The sequence below is a fragment of the Flavobacterium aquidurense genome (assembly GCF_031458035.1).
Lineage (GTDB): Bacteria > Bacteroidota > Bacteroidia > Flavobacteriales > Flavobacteriaceae > Flavobacterium > Flavobacterium aquidurense_C.
Genome location: NZ_JAVDXR010000009.1, coordinates 135,882 through 154,969 on the forward strand (window position 1 = coordinate 135,882; position 19,088 = coordinate 154,969).

The 19,088-nt window shown below is 33.0% G+C and carries 17 protein-coding genes and 1 other RNA gene; 9 read left to right on the forward strand and 9 right to left on the reverse strand.

What is annotated here, in order from left to right:
* Nucleotide 1: 1 nt before the first annotated feature.
* On the forward strand, nt 2–424 hold the full coding sequence (locus J2X17_RS14965) for a protease complex subunit PrcB family protein (RefSeq protein ID WP_310299637.1): 423 nt from the start codon (nt 2–4) through the stop codon (nt 422–424).
* A gap of 135 nt (nt 425–559) precedes the next feature.
* Here the strand turns inward: J2X17_RS14965 and J2X17_RS14970 are convergent, their stop codons facing one another.
* Together J2X17_RS14970 and J2X17_RS14975 are read right to left on the reverse strand one after the other, a co-directional pair.
* Nucleotides 560–1,057 (reverse strand): hypothetical protein, encoded by a 498-nt coding sequence (locus J2X17_RS14970; protein WP_310299640.1) that lies wholly within the window; start codon nt 1,055–1,057, stop codon nt 560–562.
* Nucleotides 1,058–1,219: 162 nt separating this feature from the next.
* Nucleotides 1,220–2,050, reverse strand: a complete 831-nt coding sequence (locus J2X17_RS14975; protein ID WP_310299643.1) for a UDP-2,3-diacylglucosamine diphosphatase — start codon at nt 2,048–2,050, stop codon at nt 1,220–1,222.
* Between the two features lie 187 nt (nt 2,051–2,237).
* Between J2X17_RS14975 and aroC the strand changes: the two genes are divergently transcribed.
* The 3 genes from aroC to J2X17_RS14990 all read left to right on the forward strand — a co-directional run bounded on the left by aroC (nt 2,238) and on the right by J2X17_RS14990 (nt 6,952).
* The gene (gene aroC / locus J2X17_RS14980) at nt 2,238–3,296 is read left to right on the forward strand and encodes a chorismate synthase (protein WP_310299645.1); all 1,059 of its coding nucleotides are present in this window, start codon (nt 2,238–2,240) and stop codon (nt 3,294–3,296) included.
* Nucleotides 3,297–3,349: 53 nt separating this feature from the next.
* A complete protein-coding gene (locus tag J2X17_RS14985) occupies nt 3,350–4,630 on the forward strand; it encodes a dicarboxylate/amino acid:cation symporter (RefSeq protein WP_310299648.1) in 1,281 nt (426 codons plus the stop codon).
* A gap of 144 nt (nt 4,631–4,774) precedes the next feature.
* The gene (locus tag J2X17_RS14990) at nt 4,775–6,952 is read left to right on the forward strand and encodes a response regulator (RefSeq protein WP_310299652.1); all 2,178 of its coding nucleotides are present in this window, start codon (nt 4,775–4,777) and stop codon (nt 6,950–6,952) included.
* Here the strand turns inward: J2X17_RS14990 and J2X17_RS14995 are convergent.
* Both J2X17_RS14995 and J2X17_RS15000 read right to left on the reverse strand, forming a co-directional pair.
* Nucleotides 6,949–8,199: a DEAD/DEAH box helicase gene (locus J2X17_RS14995; protein ID WP_310299655.1), complete on the reverse strand. Its 1,251-nt coding sequence runs from the start codon at nt 8,197–8,199 to the stop codon at nt 6,949–6,951. The two genes, J2X17_RS14990 and J2X17_RS14995, sit on opposite strands and share 4 nt — an antisense overlap.
* Before the next feature lie 136 nt (nt 8,200–8,335).
* A complete protein-coding gene (locus tag J2X17_RS15000; RefSeq protein ID WP_310299658.1) occupies nt 8,336–9,373 on the reverse strand; it encodes a formimidoylglutamase in 1,038 nt (345 codons plus the stop codon).
* Between the two features lie 97 nt (nt 9,374–9,470).
* On the opposite strand from J2X17_RS15000, the gene J2X17_RS15005 reads away from it, so the two are divergent.
* The gene (locus tag J2X17_RS15005) at nt 9,471–10,349 is read left to right on the forward strand and encodes a hypothetical protein (RefSeq protein ID WP_310299661.1); all 879 of its coding nucleotides are present in this window, start codon (nt 9,471–9,473) and stop codon (nt 10,347–10,349) included.
* A gap of 91 nt (nt 10,350–10,440) precedes the next feature.
* On the opposite strand, the gene hutI is transcribed toward J2X17_RS15005, so the two are convergent.
* Together hutI and J2X17_RS15015 are read right to left on the reverse strand one after the other, a co-directional pair.
* Complete coding sequence (gene hutI / locus J2X17_RS15010) at nt 10,441–11,676, reverse strand: imidazolonepropionase (RefSeq protein ID WP_310299664.1); 1,236 nt, start codon at nt 11,674–11,676, stop codon at nt 10,441–10,443.
* A 136-nt stretch (nt 11,677–11,812) separates the two neighbouring features.
* Nucleotides 11,813–12,868, reverse strand: coding sequence for a glutaminyl-peptide cyclotransferase (locus J2X17_RS15015; RefSeq protein ID WP_310299666.1), 1,056 nt, complete (start codon nt 12,866–12,868; stop codon nt 11,813–11,815).
* An 88-nt stretch (nt 12,869–12,956) separates the two neighbouring features.
* Here J2X17_RS15015 and ffs point away from each other — a divergent pair.
* The 4 genes from ffs to J2X17_RS15035 all read left to right on the forward strand — a co-directional run bounded on the left by ffs (nt 12,957) and on the right by J2X17_RS15035 (nt 15,461).
* Nucleotides 12,957–13,054: signal recognition particle sRNA small type (gene ffs, locus J2X17_RS15020), an RNA gene on the forward strand.
* Between the two features lie 175 nt (nt 13,055–13,229).
* A complete protein-coding gene (locus J2X17_RS15025; RefSeq protein WP_310299669.1) occupies nt 13,230–14,033 on the forward strand; it encodes an SDR family oxidoreductase in 804 nt (267 codons plus the stop codon).
* A gap of 186 nt (nt 14,034–14,219) precedes the next feature.
* Nucleotides 14,220–14,876: a fructose-6-phosphate aldolase gene (gene fsa / locus J2X17_RS15030; RefSeq protein ID WP_029273133.1), complete on the forward strand. Its 657-nt coding sequence runs from the start codon at nt 14,220–14,222 to the stop codon at nt 14,874–14,876.
* A gap of 90 nt (nt 14,877–14,966) precedes the next feature.
* Complete coding sequence (locus tag J2X17_RS15035) at nt 14,967–15,461, forward strand: hypothetical protein (RefSeq protein WP_310299674.1); 495 nt, start codon at nt 14,967–14,969, stop codon at nt 15,459–15,461.
* Nucleotides 15,462–15,544: 83 nt separating this feature from the next.
* On the opposite strand, the gene J2X17_RS15040 is transcribed toward J2X17_RS15035, so the two are convergent.
* From J2X17_RS15040 to J2X17_RS15050, 3 genes are all read right to left on the reverse strand, one after another.
* Entirely contained in the window at nt 15,545–16,981 is a 1,437-nt protein-coding gene (locus J2X17_RS15040) for an MFS transporter (RefSeq protein ID WP_310299677.1), read from the reverse strand.
* 177 nt (nt 16,982–17,158) lie between these two features.
* Nucleotides 17,159–17,860, reverse strand: a complete 702-nt coding sequence (locus J2X17_RS15045) for a LytR/AlgR family response regulator transcription factor (protein WP_310299680.1) — start codon at nt 17,858–17,860, stop codon at nt 17,159–17,161.
* Nucleotides 17,850–18,902, reverse strand: a complete 1,053-nt coding sequence (locus J2X17_RS15050) for a sensor histidine kinase (RefSeq protein WP_310299684.1) — start codon at nt 18,900–18,902, stop codon at nt 17,850–17,852. The genes J2X17_RS15045 and J2X17_RS15050 overlap by 11 nt, the downstream gene beginning before the upstream one ends.
* Nucleotides 18,903–19,088: the final 186 nt, after the last annotated feature.

The window sequence follows — 19,088 nt, forward strand, 5'->3', positions numbered from 1 at the left end:
AATGAAAAAAGTAATTTCGGTTTTGGCAATTTTTGTTTTGATTTCCTGTGGAGCAAAAAAAACATCAGATTCAAAAGCACTGTATGAAATTTTAACAGAGCAATCTGACGGTGGCGGAAATATTAAGTTTTTTGAGATTTTGACAGAGCCTAACGAAATCAAAATGCTGGAAAATGATCCTCTTTTGAAAGATAAAATGGTACAGGGTGATATAAATAATTCCAATTATGTTATTCTCAATATGGGAGAGAAAAACACCGGAGGATATTCTATAGGAGTTGAAAAAGTAGAGGAAACTGATAAAAATATTATCATTACGGTTAAAGAAAATAGTCCGGCTCCTGATGCCATGACAATGCAGGTGATTACTTATCCATATACAGTTGTAAAAGTTCGTTCTAAGAAAGAAATTATTATCAAATAATTATATGTCAGACTGAGCGAAGTTGAAGTCTCTAGAATCTATAGCACTTCGACTTCGTTCAGTGTGACAAACAAAAAAAAACCTGTCGTACTTAAAGCGACAGGTTTTCTTTTACAATTATTTTTTAGTTTTTATTTAGAATTTGAATTTGATTCCTAAACCAACATCAAATCCAAAATTGTCGTCGTCATAGTATCCTGAACCAATTTCTGGTCTAACGTCTAATGACAATAAAATTGGCACTTCATCAAAACCATATTCGATACCAATATCTCCGGCAGCAAAAACATAAGTTCCGCTATCATTATATTTTGTATTGTTGTTATAATAATCATGATCCCAGGCAGCTAAACCACCTCCAACACCAGCGTACCAGTTAAAACCACCGTCGATGTTCCAAACCCATTGATAAAGAGCAACTGCTTTTACGGCATCAACATCGCTGCTGTTTCTCCAACCCAAATCGAATTCTAATCTGTTTTTTTGGTTTAAACCTCTTTGGTATGATATCTCACCCCCAAATCCGTTATTATCTCCTAAACGTAGACCAAGAGCATTTTTAGCAATTTCCTGTGATTGGGCCGTGAACGCTAAACCTAATAGCATAATGGCAGATAAAAGAACTTTTTTCATAAAATGTGAATATTAATTTTTTTTCAAATGTATTATTACAGTCCAATGTTGAACGTATAAAATTCTCGAAAATTGTTATATAATTCGCATTTTTGGTAATTTATAGCTGTTCTAATTATCCGGAGAAGTCAGTGAGAGCGTAACTTTCTTATTGTTAGGTGTTTATTTTTTAATAATCATTGAAGCCACTAACTGCGTAGTTATGATATCTTCCATTTCGAATAAATTTTCTTCCTCTTCTTCAGATAAATTCGACTCGGCATAAGAAAATAGCTTCCATCTTTTTTTGTGATATTCTAATGCAGTCAGGTTTTCGACCCAGTCACCGGAGTTTAAATATAAAGTGGATCCGTGTTTATTTTCTTTGGTAATAATTTTTGGTTCATGAATATGTCCGCAAATCACATAGTCGTATTTTTTTTCGATTGCCAAATCGGTTGCTGTGGTTTCGAAATCGGAGATAAACTTGACGGCTTTCTTTACACTAGCTTTTATTTTTTTAGAAAATGAATAAGGCTCGCGCCCTAATTTAGCCAAACACCAATTGGCAAATCGATTGCTCAGAATTAAATAATCATATCCCAATCCACCTAGTTTTGCAATCCATTTTGAGTGCTGCACAGAAGCATCAAAAACATCTCCGTGAAAAATCCATGCTTTTTTATCATCCAGATTTAATACCAGTTTATCCAGAAGCGCAAAATTTCCCATATTCATATCGCTGAATTTGCGAAGAATTTCATCGTGATTTCCAGTTATGTAATAGACTTTTGTGCCTTTAGATGCCATTCCGATTATTCTTTGAATAACTCTAAGGTGTGCTTTTGGAAAATACGATTTTCGGAATTGCCAAGCATCGATAATATCTCCGTTTAAAACTAAAGTTTTAGGTTTAATGCTTGATAGATAGTTGTTTAATTCTTTGGCATGACTTCCATAAGTCCCTAAGTGAACATCAGAAAGGATTACCAATTCAACATTTCTTTTTTTCAATTTTTCTTGATTTGAAGTTTAGCAAATAAAAGAATCTCTCAATGAATTTATTTTATCAAAAGGTTACCAATTTGGCTACAATTTTAACAAATTGTGATTTTAAACTACTTAACCTTTAGTTAATAATACCAATTTTAAATTTTTTAATTTAATTCATAAAACTTACATTTGCTCAAAACTAATTACAATGGCAGGAAATAGCTACGGCAACCTATATAAAGTAACAACATTTGGAGAATCTCATGGCGAAGCTTTAGGCGGAATTATAGATGGATGTCCATCAGGAATACAACTTGATTTAGAAGCGATTGAATTTGAAATGTCCCGACGAAAACCAGGTCAGTCGGCAATCGTGACCCAACGAAAAGAACCGGATGCTGTTCAGTTTTTATCAGGAATTTTTGAAGGAAAAACTACCGGGACTCCAATTGGTTTTATCATTCCAAATACCAATCAAAAATCAGACGATTACTCTCATATAAAAGATAATTACAGACCAAGCCACGCCGATTATGTGTACGATCAAAAGTATGGTTTTCGTGACTACCGCGGAGGTGGAAGAAGTTCTGCGCGTGAAACAGCCAGCAGAGTGGTAGCAGGAGCAATTGCGAAACAGATGCTGCCTCAAATTAAGATTAATGCTTACGTTTCATCTGTTGGGCCAATTCATTTGGATACGCCTTATCAGGATTTGGATTTTTCTAAAATTGAAAGTAACCCTGTTCGTTGTCCTGATGAAAAATCGGCAGCGATTATGGAAGAATATATTCGTGATATTCGTAAACAAGGTGACACTGTCGGAGGTGTGGTTTCATGTGTTATTCAGAACGTTCCGGTTGGTTTAGGTGAGCCTGTTTTTGATAAATTACATGCAGAATTAGGAAAAGCAATGCTTTCAATCAATGCAGTGAAAGGCTTTGAATACGGAAGTGGTTTTTCAGGATCAGAAATGAAAGGAAGCGAACATAACGATTTATACAATCCTGACGGAACTACAAAAACAAACCTTTCTGGTGGAATTCAGGGAGGAATCAGCAACGGAATGGATATTTATTTCAGAGTAGCTTTCAAACCTGTTGCGACTATCATGCAGACTCAGGATTCATTAGATAATAAAGGAAATATTACGCCAATGACCGGGAAAGGCCGTCATGATCCGTGCGTAGTACCTCGCGCAGTGCCAATTGTAGAAGCAATGGCGGCGATAGTTTTGGCGGATTTTTATTTAATCAACAAAACATATTAATAAAAGTTAAGACAGTGAGGGTCTTAATATTTTAATTTAAAAAAAACAATTTAATGCAAGAAGTTACAGAAACTAAGAAAAAATCATTTCTTAAAGGATTAACAGGACAAATTATTATTGCAATGGTTCTTGGAGCTACTTTAGGAATTATATTGCACAATTCTATTTCTCCTGAAGCAGCACAATCTTTTAGTGGTAAAATAAAAATGCTGGCTACCATTTTTATCCGATTGGTACAAATGATTATTGCTCCTTTAGTATTTACCACTTTAGTAGTAGGAATTGCGAAATTGGGAGATATAAAAACGGTTGGCAGAATTGGAGGAAAAGCACTTGGATGGTTTTTTACGGCTTCTTTTATATCTTTATTAATTGGATTATTTTATGTAAATATCTTAGAGCCGGGTGTAGGTCTGAAACTGGGACATGTTGACATGGCTGCAGCGACGGAAGTAACAGCTAAAACACAAACACTTTCGTTTGATAATTTCGTAGAACATATTGTTCCTAAAAGTCTTTTTGAGGCAATGGCTACCAATGAGATTTTGCAGATCGTAATTTTCTCTATCTTTTTTGGTTTGGCAGCGGCTTCTTTGGGAAGTACAGTAAAACCAGTTATCAATGCTTTAGATAAAGCTTCGCATATTGTTTTAAAGATGGTGAATTATGTTATGAACTTCGCTCCAATTGGAGTTTTTGGAGCCATTGCAGGTGTATTTGCTATTAGAGATGCAGAGGAATTATTGATTACTTATTTTAAATTCTTCGGATCGTTTTTAATCGGAATAAGCACTTTGTGGGTGCTTTTAATTCTGATCGGCTATGTTTTTCTAAAGGGAAGAATGACGGAGTTATTAAGGCGTATAATTGGGCCAGTAGCAATTGCTTTTGGAACAACCAGCAGTGAAGCTGTTTTTCCTAAATTAACGGAAGAATTAGAGGCATTTGGAGTAAAAAACAAAATTGTTTCATTTATGCTGCCGCTTGGATATTCCTTTAATCTGGATGGTAGTATGATGTATATGACTTTTGCCAGTATTTTTATTGCTCAATTTTATGGCGTTCACTTAGATTTAGGGACTCAAATGGTAATGCTTTTGGTTTTAATGTTAACCAGTAAAGGTATTGCAGGTGTACCAAGAGCAAGTTTGGTTGTGGTTGCGGCAACTTGCGGAATGTTTGATATTCCAGTTGAAGGAATAGCTCTTATTTTGCCAATTGATCACTTTTGTGATATGTTCCGAAGTGCAACTAATGTTTTAGGAAATGCGCTGGCAACTTCAGTTGTTGGACAATGGGAAGATAATAAAGAACAAGCAGATTTAGAAAATTAAATCAGAAAATATTTATTCATTTATCTGATTTAAATAAGATTAAACAGATAAATAAATTAAGAAAAAGTTGTATTTTTAACTAAAATACAGCTTTTTTTTATTTTAAAGTGTATATTTGAGAAAATTAGCCGATTTATGCCCCGTATGCGGATTTTTTTTCTACTAATATTTCTTCTGAATTGCTTTGTCAATACAGTAAATGCGCAATCTGAAACTATTCCGGATGCTAAAATTGATAAACTCGTCAAACAAGCCTGGGAAGATTTTAAATACTCGAACTTCGAAAAATCATTAATTACTTCCCGTGTAGCTTTAAATTATGCTACTGCCTCAAAAAATAACGATCTAATTGCAAAGTCTTATAAGATAATCGCAGGAAACTATAATGAATTATCGGAGTTTGATAAAGCGATTTTTTTCTATAATAAAAGTTTATATTATGCCTATAAAGCTGATAATGATTCTTTAAAACATAACCTTTATAATAATTTAGGGAATGTATATTGTTTCGAAAAAAAACAATTTGATAAAGGGATTAATTATTATAAAAAATCCATAGCGTATGGTTTGAAAATAAATAACGTAAGTCATGTTTATTTTACAAATCTGAATATTGCCTGGGCCTATTTTGATATTGGAAAATTTAAAGAAGGCTATCCTTATTTAAAGTTTATTGAGAATAATATTGAAAAGTACGGTGATCAATCCACAGAAATTGTTGTTAATATGCTTACTGGTATGTATGCAAATTACCGAAATGAAAATGATGCAGCAAATGCCTATTTTTTAAGTGCAATAAAAGCAGGTGAAAATGGCGAAGAACAATCAGACTTATCGTATGCACATTTGGAATATTCGAAATTCTTAACCAAAATTAAAAAATATAAAGAAGCTTACGAACATCTGACAGCATACAATCAAATTACGGAAGAACTTTATAATCAGGAAAAACTTAAAAAGGCTTCTATCGCAGGATTTAATCTTGAACTTGATGAATATAAAAGGCAAATTGATAAAATTGAAAACGAAAAGATTTCTCAATATCAAAGTTTAAAAAAATCCCGAATTATTGTAATTCTGTTTATTTTGGTTTCTCTTATTTTACTTGTTTTGATTATCACCCTGATTAAAAACATAAGATTTAAGAAACAACATAATTTAGAGCTCTTAAAAGCAAAAGAAATTGCTGAGGAAGCCTCTTTGCTTAAAACTCAATTTATTTCGACTATAAGTCACGAATTACGTACTCCTTTGTATGGTGTGGTTGGAATTACAAATATGCTTCTTGAAGAACATAAAGAATTATCGCACAGCAAACATTTGAGTTCCTTAAAATTTTCTGCCAGATATTTATTGTCTTTAGTAAATGATATTTTACAAATTAATAAAATTGAAGAGAACAAAGTTATTTTGGAGAATTTGACATTTAATATTTCAGACGAAATAACAATGATTAAAAATTCGCTTTCTTTTTTATCTCAAAAAAATAATAATAAAATCAGTGTTTATATTGATGCCGATATTCCGGAATATTTAATTGGAGATAAGCTTAGGTTAGCACAAATACTAATGAATTTAGTGAGCAACGCCTTAAAATTCACTAAAGATGGAGAAGTTGAAATCAAGGTGGATTTGTGTAAAATTGAAGGAAAAAATTATTTTTTAGATTTTCTGATAAAAGATAATGGTGTTGGAATCGCAAGTGTGGATCAGGGGAAAATTTTTGAGAAATTTGTTCAGGTTGGAAGAAAAGATGAAGATTACCAGGGAACCGGATTAGGGCTGAGTATTGTAAAACGATTGTTAGGGCTTTTTGGCAGCACAATCACCTTAGAAAGTGATATTGGCCAGGGAACTTCATTTTCATTTATGATTCCGTTTGAATATGATCCTCAGAAAACAAAGAAAATTATTGATGAAATTGAAGTTGATCTAACCTCAAATGAAGTCTATAAAATTTTAATTGTTGAAGATAATCTCATCAATCAGCTTGTTACAAAAAAGATTATTGAGAAAAATAATTACGTTTGTAAAGTTGTGGACGATGGTTTTGCTGCTCTTGATATTATTGAAAAAGAAAGTTTTGACCTGATTTTAATGGATATTAATATGCCTTTAATGAATGGATTTGAAACGACAAAACGAATTCGGTTAAAACAAATCAAAACGCCTATTGTAGCTTTGACAGCTTTTGATAAAGATGAGATAACGGATGAAGCTATTTCATCTGGAATAAATGATATTATCGTGAAGCCGTTTGAGCCTTTAAAGTTATTTAAAATTATAAACTACTTAATACAAGAAGCAGAAAACGCTGGTTAGTACCAGCGTTTTTTGTTTTGCTTAGAAGCATTAGATTTTCTTGATTTATGAGCGCCCCCGCTTCGGTTTGAATTTTTAGGTTTCTCTTCCGTTGCTTCCGGACTTCCTGAATGCCAGGGATAAGGGTGATCTGTAATTGTTTTTACATCCACTTTTATTAATTTCTGAATGTCTTTCCAATACGGATGTTCGTCTTTTCCACAAAATGAAATCGCAATTCCGCCATTTCCAGCACGACCTGTTCTACCGATTCGGTGGACATAGGTTTCCGGAATATTTGGTAAATCAAAATTAATTACAAATGGTAATTGGTCAATATCGATTCCTCTTGCTGCAATATCGGTTGCAACCAGAACGCCAACTTCTTTGTTTTTAAAAGCATCCAGAACACGTTGTCTCGCATTTTGAGATTTATCACCGTGAATTGCTTCTGCAGGAATATCTTTTTTACGAAGAGCTTTTACTACATTGTCCGCACCATGTTTAGTTCTTGAAAAAACAAGTACATTGGATAAATTTTCATTTTTTATTAAATGATATAGTAAATTTCTTTTCTCTGTTTTTTCAACAAAATAAACACGTTGCTCCACAGTTTCTGCAGTTGATGAAACAGGAGAAACTTCTACTTTTGCAGGATCTTGCAGGAACATTTCTGCCAGCTCGCGAATCGCAATTGGCATTGTAGCGGAGAATAATAAAGTCTGACGGTTTTTAGGTGTTAGTTTTACGATTTTTTTTACATCGTTTATAAAACCCATGTCTAACATTTGATCGGCTTCATCTAAAACCAATGTGTGTAAATGATCCAGATCAAGAAACCCTTGTTTTTGTAAATCCAGTAATCTTCCCGGCGTTGCCACTAAAATGTCAACACCCTGTTTTAATGTATCAACTTGTGGATTTTGAGAAACTCCACCAAAAATGGTCAATTGTGTTAAGTTGGTATATTTGGCGTAAGTGTCAAAACTTTGTCCAATCTGAACTGCTAATTCACGTGTTGGTGTAACTATAAGAGCACGAATTTGTTTGGCTTTTTTTGATGAACCAACAATTCGGTGTAACTGATGTATAATTGGAATAGCAAATGCAGCCGTTTTTCCGGTACCAGTCTGTGCACAGCCAATCAAATCTCTTCCGGCTAAAACGATGGGAATAGATTGTTCCTGAATGGGGGTGGGGTTAAGGTAGCCTTCTTCAAATACGGCTTTTTGTATACTTTTTGAAAGTGATAAATCTTCGAATAACATATCTTAGGTATTAAAGAACTTAGTATTAAGTACTAAAATTCTGTGCAAAGATAGGTTTATTCAGTCAATCCTTTGATTGAATTGGGGTTTATTTAGAAAATGAGCTAATTTTTAGCCTTTGAACTTTTAAATGAAATTATATTTTTTCGTTGTTTGCCTTAATGAAATCAGTTATCAGGTATCCGATTAATTTTCCGATTAAATTATTGTTCGGGTTGCCGTCTAAATCTGGTGCGCCTTCGCAAATATGTAAGTAGGCTGCATTTTTGTGTTGTCCAAAAAATGAAACGAATTGGCGCAATTCTTCTACAGAAAATCCGCTGATGGTCATGGCACTGCTGGCAATATTCGGAATCGCATCCAAATCAATTTCGATACCAAATGAATCATTTTTTATGAATTCTAAGGCCATGATCATTTCCTTGTTGAATTCCTTTTCTTTTCGAATATTTACACTGTCGTACGTATTATAACGTACACGATCTTCTAATTTTTTAATAATGTCCAGAACGCTTTTTGAAGTATAATTTTCGTGTAAACCGAAGATAAAATACTTTTTCAGGAAACCTTCTTCATAAGCGTATGAGAAACCATTTCCGCTATGACGGCCTTCTAAAATTCTAAAATCAGAATGCGCATCAAAATTAATGGCATTTATAGGTTTCCCTTTGGCTAAAGCCGAACCTTTTATATTTCCGTAGGCATTGTTGTGGCCTCCGCCAATTATAATTGGAATTTTCCCTGCTTTAACTATATTAAAAATAATATGAGAAACTTCTTTATCAATTTTTTCTACTAACTGGCTCAATTTAGATCGGTCGTCGATGTCGTTAAAATCCAGATTTTCAACATCACGCATTTCGTCTTTAACATTTATTTGACCCAAAATTATAATTTGACTCCCTTTGCAAAAACGATTATGCTGAATGTTTGCAATACTTTTTATGGCGCATTGCCATGCTGATGCCGCTCCGGGTCTACCGTAGTTTGCACGCACGCCAATATCTTCAGGAATTCCCAAAAGCACATATTTAGCCTCACTTTCTTTTAGAAAAGTAATCTTGTCTGTTCCTTTCGGAATGACAATCATCTTTTCTCCAAACTTAATTTCGCCACTTCGGTGATTTGTGACTTTTGCTAAATCATTAACAGTAAAAGGGATTAATTTCTCCATAAAAAAAAATTATTGTCCAAAAATAATATAATTGTATTAACTTACGTTATTAGGATATATTAATTCTTAAATTTGTTTTTAAAGAAAATTATTAAATATGGAAAACCCAAAAAACAACAACTCAAGTCTAAAAGCGGTAATCGCAGTTTTAGCAGTCCTACTGATCGGTAGCTTAGTGTATATTTTTAAATTATCTTCTGATACAGAGGTAGTTAAAACTGAGCTCACAACGACTCTAACAGAGAAAGAATCTGTTATGAAAGATTTACAAGAATTAAAATCAACTTACGATGCTGCAATTGCTGAAAACACTTCAATGTCTGAAGAGTTAATTCAGGAAAGAGACAAAGTAGTAGCTTTGATGGATGATTTGAATAAATCTAAGGGAGATGTGTCTAAATACAGATCTCAAGTTCAGGCAATGCAAGGTAAAATGAAAACTCTTGTAGCTGAGAATGATGAATTGAAAAAGCAAAATGGTGTTTTAACAGTTCAGAGAGATAGTACAATCGTAGTTTTAGGAGAATCTAAAAAATATAATGAAGTATTAGTTGGTCAAAACGAAGAATTGGCTAAAACTGTTGAAAAAGGTGCTAAATTATCAGTTTTAAATACTAAAACAATTGCCTACAAAGTAAAAGGTTCTGGTAAACAAATTGAAACGGATAAAGCAAGTCGTGCAGACGTTTTAAAAGTAAGTTTTACAATTGCTGAAAACCAAATTGCTAAATCTGGAGATAAAACGTATTACGTACAAGTTATCGATAGTAAAAACAATGTTTTAGGAGAGAAAAAAACAGAAAGTTTTGGGGATCAAAGTTTAACTTACAGTTTCAAAACTACTGTGAAATATGAAAATAAAACAGTAAATGTTTCTGAAGACTTAATAGGTAAAGATTTCGAAAAAGGAGCTTATTTTATTAATGTTTTTGATAATAATGAGTTAGTTTCTAAAACTAGTTTTACATTAAGATAATAATTGCCAGAGGGTAATAATACCACTAAAATATTAAAGGTCTGTGAGTTCTCACAGACCTTTTTTTATTGTTTAATTTAGAATAAATTTTTTAGATAATTTTTCCTTCCAGAAAAACGCTTTCAATTAAATTACTTCCAAAAGCATAAGGTATCTGATAATAAGAAGAAATAGGTTTGGTTAGGATTAAATTAGCCTTTTTACCCTTTGTAATGCTTCCGTGAGTTTCGGAAAGTCCCATTGCGTAAGCGCCGTTTATAGTGGCAGCATTGATGGCTTCTTCCGGAGTCATTTTCATTTTAATGCAGGCTGTTGCAACGACAAAATTCATATTTCCCGACGGAGTAGAGCCAGGGTTAAAATCTGTTGCTAAAGCTAAAGGAAGTCCTGCTTTTATCATTTCACGGGCAGGTGTGTAGGGAATGCTTAAAAAATAAGAACAAGACGGTAACGCAACAGGCATCGTTTCCGTGTCTTTTAAAGCTTCAATGTCTTCAGGGTTCATAATTTCGAGATGATCTACAGAAAGCGCTTTAAATTTGATTCCAGACTGAATTCCGCCAATAGAGTTAAATTGATTCACGTGAATTTTTGGTTTTAAGCCAAATTCAATTCCCGCTTCCATAATTTTCTCCGTTTCTTCAGTTGAAAAATAACCGGTTTCACAGAAAATATCTATATAATCGGCCAGTTTGTTTTTGGCTATTTCAGGCAGCATTTTAGTGATGATTTCGTCAATATAACCTGCTTTGTTTTCTTTGTAATGGAATGGAAAAGCATGTGCGCCCAAAAAAGTGGCTTTAATAGAAATTGGATAATTTTCTGCCAGTTTTTTAATAACACGAAGCATTTTTAGTTCTCCTTCAATTGTTAATCCGTAACCCGATTTTATTTCGACAGCTCCGGTTCCTAAATGCATAACTTCTTCTAGTCGAAATTTTGACTGCTCGTAAATATCTTCTTCAGATGTTTCATTTAGTTTTTTAGCCGAATTTAAGATTCCACCACCACGATTAGCAATTTCTTCGTATGTAAATCCGTTGATTCTGTCGACAAATTCCTGTTCGCGATTTCCCGCGTATACAATGTGTGTATGACTGTCACACCAAGAAGGTAAAATAATTCGCCCTGTTGCATCAATAATTGTATCTGCTTTGATTTCAGGGAGATTTTCCATTGCTCCGAAATCTTCAATCAAATTGTCTTTTAAAATTAAAAACGCATTTTTAATAGTTGGAAGAATGGCCATTTCAGCTCCGGAAACTTTAGAAAGTGAAGTTTCGCGAACCTGAAGCAGTTCTTTTATATTGGTAATTAATGTGATCATTAAAATTGATTTAGTTATTTTAAGTAATGCTATAAAACACAAATTTCACAAATTATCACTAAACAATTCGTGAAATCTGTGAAATTCGTGTTTAATATTGGAATTTGGAATTTAAAATATTAGAGTTTTGTCTAAATTATTCGGAAACTGTTATTTCAAACATTTTTTCCCAGTATTTTCCAGTTACAAATATGGTTTTAGTTGACGGATTATAGGCAATTCCGTTTAAAACCTCTGCTTCAGGATGTTTGATGAATTTACGTAATCCTGACATATTTAAAATTCCTTCAACAGCACCAGAAGTTGGATTTACAACTGCAATAGCATCTTTTTGCCAAACATTAGCATAAATTTTTCCATTAATATATTCCAATTCATTCAGAACCTTAATTTTTGAAGTTCCCGAATAAACATTAATATAATCAATCATTTTTTGGGTTTCAGGATCCATTTTCCAGATTTTCTCTGTTCCGTCAGAGCGATAGATATATTTATTGTCATGTGTCATTCCCCATCCTTCAATTTCTTTATCGTAGGTAAACTTTTTTTCCAGTTTTAATGTTTTTGCATCATAGATAAAACCTGTTTTTTCCTGCCATGTTAATTGATAAATTTTACCGTTGATAAAAGTAATTCCTTCACCAAAATATTCTTTAGGAAGATTAACCTGTTTAATCACTTTTCCGGTTTTATAATCAACAGATCTAAAATAAGAATCTGCTTTTTGACCTGTACTTTCAAATAAAACACCTTCGTGAAATTCTAAACCTTCGGTGAAAGCTTTTGTATCGTGTGGATAAGTATTTACAATTTTATATTTTAATAATTTTGGTTCAACGTTTGAAGTTAATTCAATTCGTTTAGCAGCATCAGATGGATTCGAGTTTCCATCAAAATAAACTGCTGCTTTTAGGTATTGATACCCTAATTTTTGATTTTTTAATTCAAATTTAAGTGGAGCAATTCCATTTACAGCACCTACTTTTTTATCATTAACAAAGAAGATAATGCTGTCAATTCTTTTATTATTTTGGTTTAAAATTCCGATCGAAACCGATTCCTGAGACGAAAAATGAGCCGGAAAAGCAGAATCATCGATAGTAAAAAAAGAATTTTCACCTTTATTTTTATCTCCACATCCAATTAATGTGATTCCTAATAAAATGGCAGTTAGGAAGTTATGTTTTTTCATAGTTTAAAATTTGAATAAGCCAATATACGACGATATTTTTATAGCAACAAAGCTCTTGCAAAAATATAAAAAGATTGTATATTTGCACCGGCAAGTCCTACACGACCAGCTCCTGCAGACTCCCCCAGGATGGGAACATAGCAAGGGTACGTGGTTGAGCGGTGCGATGTAGGTCGCTTGCCATTTTTTATTTTTTAGAATTAATACAAAAGTAGTCTTCCTTCGGGAGGATTTTTTTATTTTTGGACCTGTCGTATTTTAGAAGTTATATGTGATAGGTTATAAGTTTTTACCTGAAACATCAAATTCTACACGCAGACAATCGCATTTAACCTATAACATTTAACATCTAACCAGAAAAATGAATAAAGTAGTCTTAATTACCGGAGGATCTTCAGGGATCGGAAAATCGATTGGAGAATTTTTACATAAAAGAGGTTTCGTTGTTTACGGAACGAGTAGAAATCCTGAAAAAGTATTGAATTCTATTTTTCCTCTTTTAGCTTTAGATGTTAGAAATGCGGAATCGATTCAATCTGCGATAGCAAAAGTGATCGAGGTTTCAGGACGACTTGATGTTGTGATTAATAATGCTGGTGTTGGAATTACCGGACCGTTAGAAGAAATTCCGATGGAGGAAATCAAAAACAACTTCGAAACTAATTTTTTTGGTCCAATTGAAGTAATGAAAGCTGTTTTGCCACAAATGCGTGCGCAAAAATCAGGTTTGATTATCAATATAACTTCTATTGCTGGTTATATGGGGTTGCCTTACCGAAGTGTTTATTCGGCTTCCAAAGGAGCTTTGGAATTGATTACTGAAGCGTTAAGAATGGAAGTGAAGCCATTTGGTATTGAGATTACCAATGTAGCTCCTGGAGATTTTGCGACCAATATTGCTTCAGGACGTTTTCATGCGCCTGTAATTCAGGGTTCTGCTTATGAAAAAGTTTATGGCGATACGCTTGCAACAATGAACGAACATGTTGATGCAGGAGGTAATCCGAATGAAATGGCGGAGGCAATTTTTAAAATAATGCAGCAAAAAAGTCCAAAAGTGCATTATAAAGTAGGGGCTTTTATGCAAAAGTTCTCGATTGTGCTTAAACGTGCGCTTCCGGATAAAGTTTATGAAAAAATGTTAATGAATCATTATAAGTTGTAATTTTGCACCGAATTTTGCGTGAGGGATTACTTCACTAAACTTTTATTAGTTATAGGAGTTCAGTGAATATATTTGAGGCGGTATTCTTTTGTGAAGTGGAACGGAACGGAACAAAAGATAAAGCTGAAAGCCCGTTCGCAGTGGCGAACACGCCCATATAATCAACACAATTAATTTAAATATATTATGAAATTTTTTATTGACACAGCTAATTTAGCACAAATTAAGGAAGCACAGGCATTAGGTGTTTTAGATGGTGTAACAACGAACCCATCGTTGATGGCGAAAGAAGGTATTACTGGAAAAAATAACATTTTGAAGCATTATGTTGACATCTGTAATCTTGTGGAAGGTGATGTAAGTGCTGAGGTAAATGCGTTGGATTATGATGGAATGATTAAGGAAGGTGAGGAATTAGCTGAATTGCATGATCAAATTGTTGTGAAGTTACCTATGACAAAAGAAGGTGTAATGGCAGCAAAATATTTTTCTGATAAAGGAATCAAAACAAATGTTACGCTTGTATTTTCTGCTGGTCAGGCTTTATTGGCTGCAAAAGCTGGCGCAACTTATGTTTCTCCTTTTATTGGTCGTTTAGATGATATTTCGACAGATGGTTTGAATCTAATTGAGGAAATTAGATTGATTTACGATAATTACGGATATGAAACTCAAATTTTAGCTGCTTCTGTGCGTCATACAATGCATATTGTAAACTGTGCTAAAATTGGTGCTGATGTTATGACAGGACCGCTTTCTGCTATTGCAGGATTGTTGAAACATCCTTTAACTGATATCGGATTAGCGCAGTTTGTGGCTGATTTCGAAAAAGGGAATAAATAATAGATTTAAACATTATTTTTTGTAAGCGTCATCTTTTCTTGTAAAGATGACGCTTTTTTTATTATTTTTATTCATAAAATTAACCTACATATGAAAAAAGTACTAGTAATGTTTGTGTTTTTAGTAGCTGGGTTGCAGGTAAATGCACAGGCTAGAGTTTTAAAATCAGTAAATGAAGCGGGCGATGTCGCCACTTTTGAATTAGATTGTACAACCAAGTTTCAGACGCTTGCCAAAGGTTTGCGCTACAATATTACGCGCCATGAATTTAAAGGCCCTGAATTGAAAAATATCTACCGTTTGTTGTTAGTTATGGATGGATTTTATTCGAAAACATTAAATAGTGAAATGACTATTTCTGCTGTCTTAACTGACGGAACTGTAATTGATGCCAGGCCAACAATTGAGGAAGATGGTTTTTTTGATGGTGCCTGCACCTTAAAAATTAAAGACCCGAAAGCACTTTTAGCTGCCAATATTGCTAAGGTTATAGTTCATGGTGATAAAGATGTTGTTTATACATTAACTGAACAAAATAAAGCTGTTTTTAAGAAAAACCTGAATAATATTATTACTGCTAAATAAGGTAATTAATAACAATAAAAAAATCCCAAATCCCAATTGATAAGATTGGAATTTGGGATTTTTTATTGTTTTATTTTTAGGTTTTAGTGACCTCCAGATAGTTTTTTGTCAAAATTTATTCCTTGTTTTTTCAGGATTCCGCTTACGCTCCAAGCATAAAATGCTAAGTATGCAAAACATAAGACACCAACGATATAACTAGATTGAATACCTATGAATTCTGATACAAAACCTTGTAACCAGCTGATAACTCCACCACCCATAATCATCATGATTAAGAAACTACTTCCCTGGCTGGTGTTTTTCCCTAATCCGCTTACTGCTAACGTGAAAATACATGGCCAAAGCGTACTACAGAATAAACCAACACTAGTAAATGCATAAACACTCACAATTCCACTAGTTGACATTCCGATTAATAACGCAACAATTCCTAATGCAGAAAATATAAGCAACATTCTGGCAGGATTTCCTTTACTTGCAATGTCAGCCGCAATTAATACTAATATAATTAATCCGTAGATATAAAATGGAGTTAAATCATGTTTTGCAATTGCATTTACAGCTAAAAATACTCCAAAAGCTAAATATGGTGCCACAAAACGCAAGATTTGTTGTAAGCTTGCTTTATCAGTAAAAGCTTCGATAGCTCCTGTCCAACGACCAATCATTAAACTCGCCCAATATAATGAGATATAAGGTGCTACTTCCTGAGTTAAAAATCCTAATTTACTTTCCATGTAAGCAGGTAAATTACTGGCAGTAGAAACTTCAACTCCTACGTATAAGAATATAGCAATCATCCCCATAACTAATTGTGGATATTGCAATGCAGATTTTTTTGCAGTAGCTCCGTCGTGAGCGATTTCTTCTTCAATTAAGGCTGGTCTATCAGGTAACGAAGAGAATTTTAATAAAATCGCTACCAATAAAAACGCTAGTCCTAAGATTAAATACGGAATTTTCACACTCTCGATACTTAAAGTAGATGAACCTGTGCTTGATCCAAAAATTGCAAAACTTACAATTAGTGGTCCTATCGTAGTACCTAAATTATTAATTCCTCCTGCTAAAGTTAAACGTTGAGATCCTGTAGTAATAGGGCCTAAAGCAATCGCTAAAGGATTTGCTACAGTCTGTTGTAATGAAAAACCTAATGCAACAATGAATAGTCCGGATAACATCAAAGGAAATGAACCTGTATTGGCAGCAGGATAAAATAATAAAGTTCCAAGTGCAGAAATTAACAAACCTAATGATAAACCATTTTTATATCCGATTCTGTTAACTAAATCTTCTTTAATCAAAACGGAAATTCCCATATAAATTAGCGATCCTACTGTATATGCTATATAAAAAGCAAGTGATACTAATTGACTTTCTCCTTGAGATAAACTAAATGCTGTTTTGAAAACAGGAATTAGAATGTCGTTACTGGCAGCAACAAAGCCCCAAAAGAAGAATACGATAACTAATGGGATAAACTGTCCCCATTTGGTTTGTACATTTTCTGAACTCATAATGTGATAAGGTTAATTTTTTAATTTATTGTTTTTTGAAGACCGTAAATATATTTGTTACAATTATCAAAAAAAAATAAAAAGGTACAAATAATGTTAAATTTAAACCAACAGCACTATTTTTTCAACAATGTGTTAATTTATATTGAGTTAGAAAACGAAATGATAATTTGGAGTTTATGCCAGAATTTTGCTTTTTACATCTTTACTATAGTTTCTGCCAATAGGAATGGTGTAGGATTGGATCTGAACTCTGTTTCCTTCAATAGATTTTACCTTATTAAGTGCAATAACATAGGATTTATGTATGCGAAGAAAGCGTTCTGCAGGTAATTCTTCAGATAATGAAGTCAAAGATTTATGAGTAATGTAGGTTTTGTCCGGAGTTACCACTTTAATATATTCTTTCATTCCTTCAATGAATAGAATTTCATCAATATTAATTTTCATCATTTTTTTATCAACTTTGATGAAAATATGAGCATCACTTTTTACAGTTTCTACCTTGATATTATTTTTTAAATTGAATTCGGTCGATATTTTATTGATGCATTTTATAAATCTCGGCAGCGGAATAGGTTTTACTAAATAATCTAAAACATCCAGATCGTAGCTTTCGGCAGCGAATTCCCTAAATGCCGTTGTTATGATTACTTTGGTTTTATTTTCGATTAAACTAATAAGTTCAAACCCCGTCATCATAGGCATATTAATATCTAGAAATACGGCGTCGACTGGTGTGCTGTTTATGAAATCAAGTGCTTCAAGAGAATTATTGAAGGTTGCAATAACTTCAAAATCAGGAAAATTAGTAAAGTAATTTTGCAGAACTTTGATAGCTAGTGGTTCATCATCAATCAACACGCATTTAATCTTCATCGTGAATAGGTATTTGCAGACGGATTATATAGTAATTTAGTTTTGTTGTTTGTTTTAAACTAAAATTGTTTTTGTAAATTAACTTTAGTCTCTTCTTGGTATTAGTCAGGCCAATTCCTCCTTTTGAGTTAAGATTTTGTGAAATTACAAAATTATTTATGATTTCAAAATCTAACAATTTATTGTCGACAACTTTACAATTGATCTTAATTTTTAAGTTTCGATTGTTTAAAGATCCGTGTTTAAAGGCATTTTCGACTAATGAGATAAATATTAAAGGAGGCACATCAATATCTTCAATATCAGATTCAAGATTAATAGTTACTTCTACATTTTCAAAACGAAGTTTCTCAATTTCGATATAATTTTGAATATAATTGATTTCTTTTATTAAGGGCACAAATTTGGTTCCTTTTACATCATACAGTACATATTCCATTAAATCAGATAATTTGATGATGACATTCGGAACCTTGTCTGAAGATTCTAATGACAGCGCATACAAATTATTTAAGGTATTAAAGAAAAAATGTGGCTGAATCTGATTTTCGAGATATTTCAATTTGATTTTAAACTGATTTTCTCTTAGTGACCTGTTTCTTTCGCGCTCGCGTAACCATGTAAGAGTTAAATAAACTGACGAGGCCATTGCAAGAACATATAATTCGCCAATACAAACGGCCACAATATGATTGATCTCGAAGGGGTGATATTCCCGGTTGGCTTCGGGCCATATATTTTCAGATATTATATAATAGGTAAGTGCTGTTTTGAGTAAATAAATAGCAAATAGACTCGCTAAAAGAGAGAATGTGTAATTTATGTATTTCTGTTTCAGAACATAACGAGGAACTAAAACGAAAAGATTAAAATAAACGAGAGGAATGTGTAATGAAAACTCTATTAAATTCGATTTGAATGAATACGGGTAATCATTAAAGTAAGCGCCCCATCTTAAAAAATTCAAAGTAAAATAAGTCCCCCAAAACCAAATATGATTTTGAAGTTTTATGTCAAAGTTTAGTTTTCGAATTTCGTTCAACTTAATTTATAGGGGATTAGAGATGTTTGGTAAAGTACCGTATTATTCTGCAACTTTAAACAATTAGTTGGTAAAACGCAATTCTTTTGAAGAAAAAATCAATAAAAACCTAAAATTGGTAAATATTTTTATAAGAAAACGATTTCGAAAAACGTATTATTGATTGTTTTATGTCGTTGGTTTAAA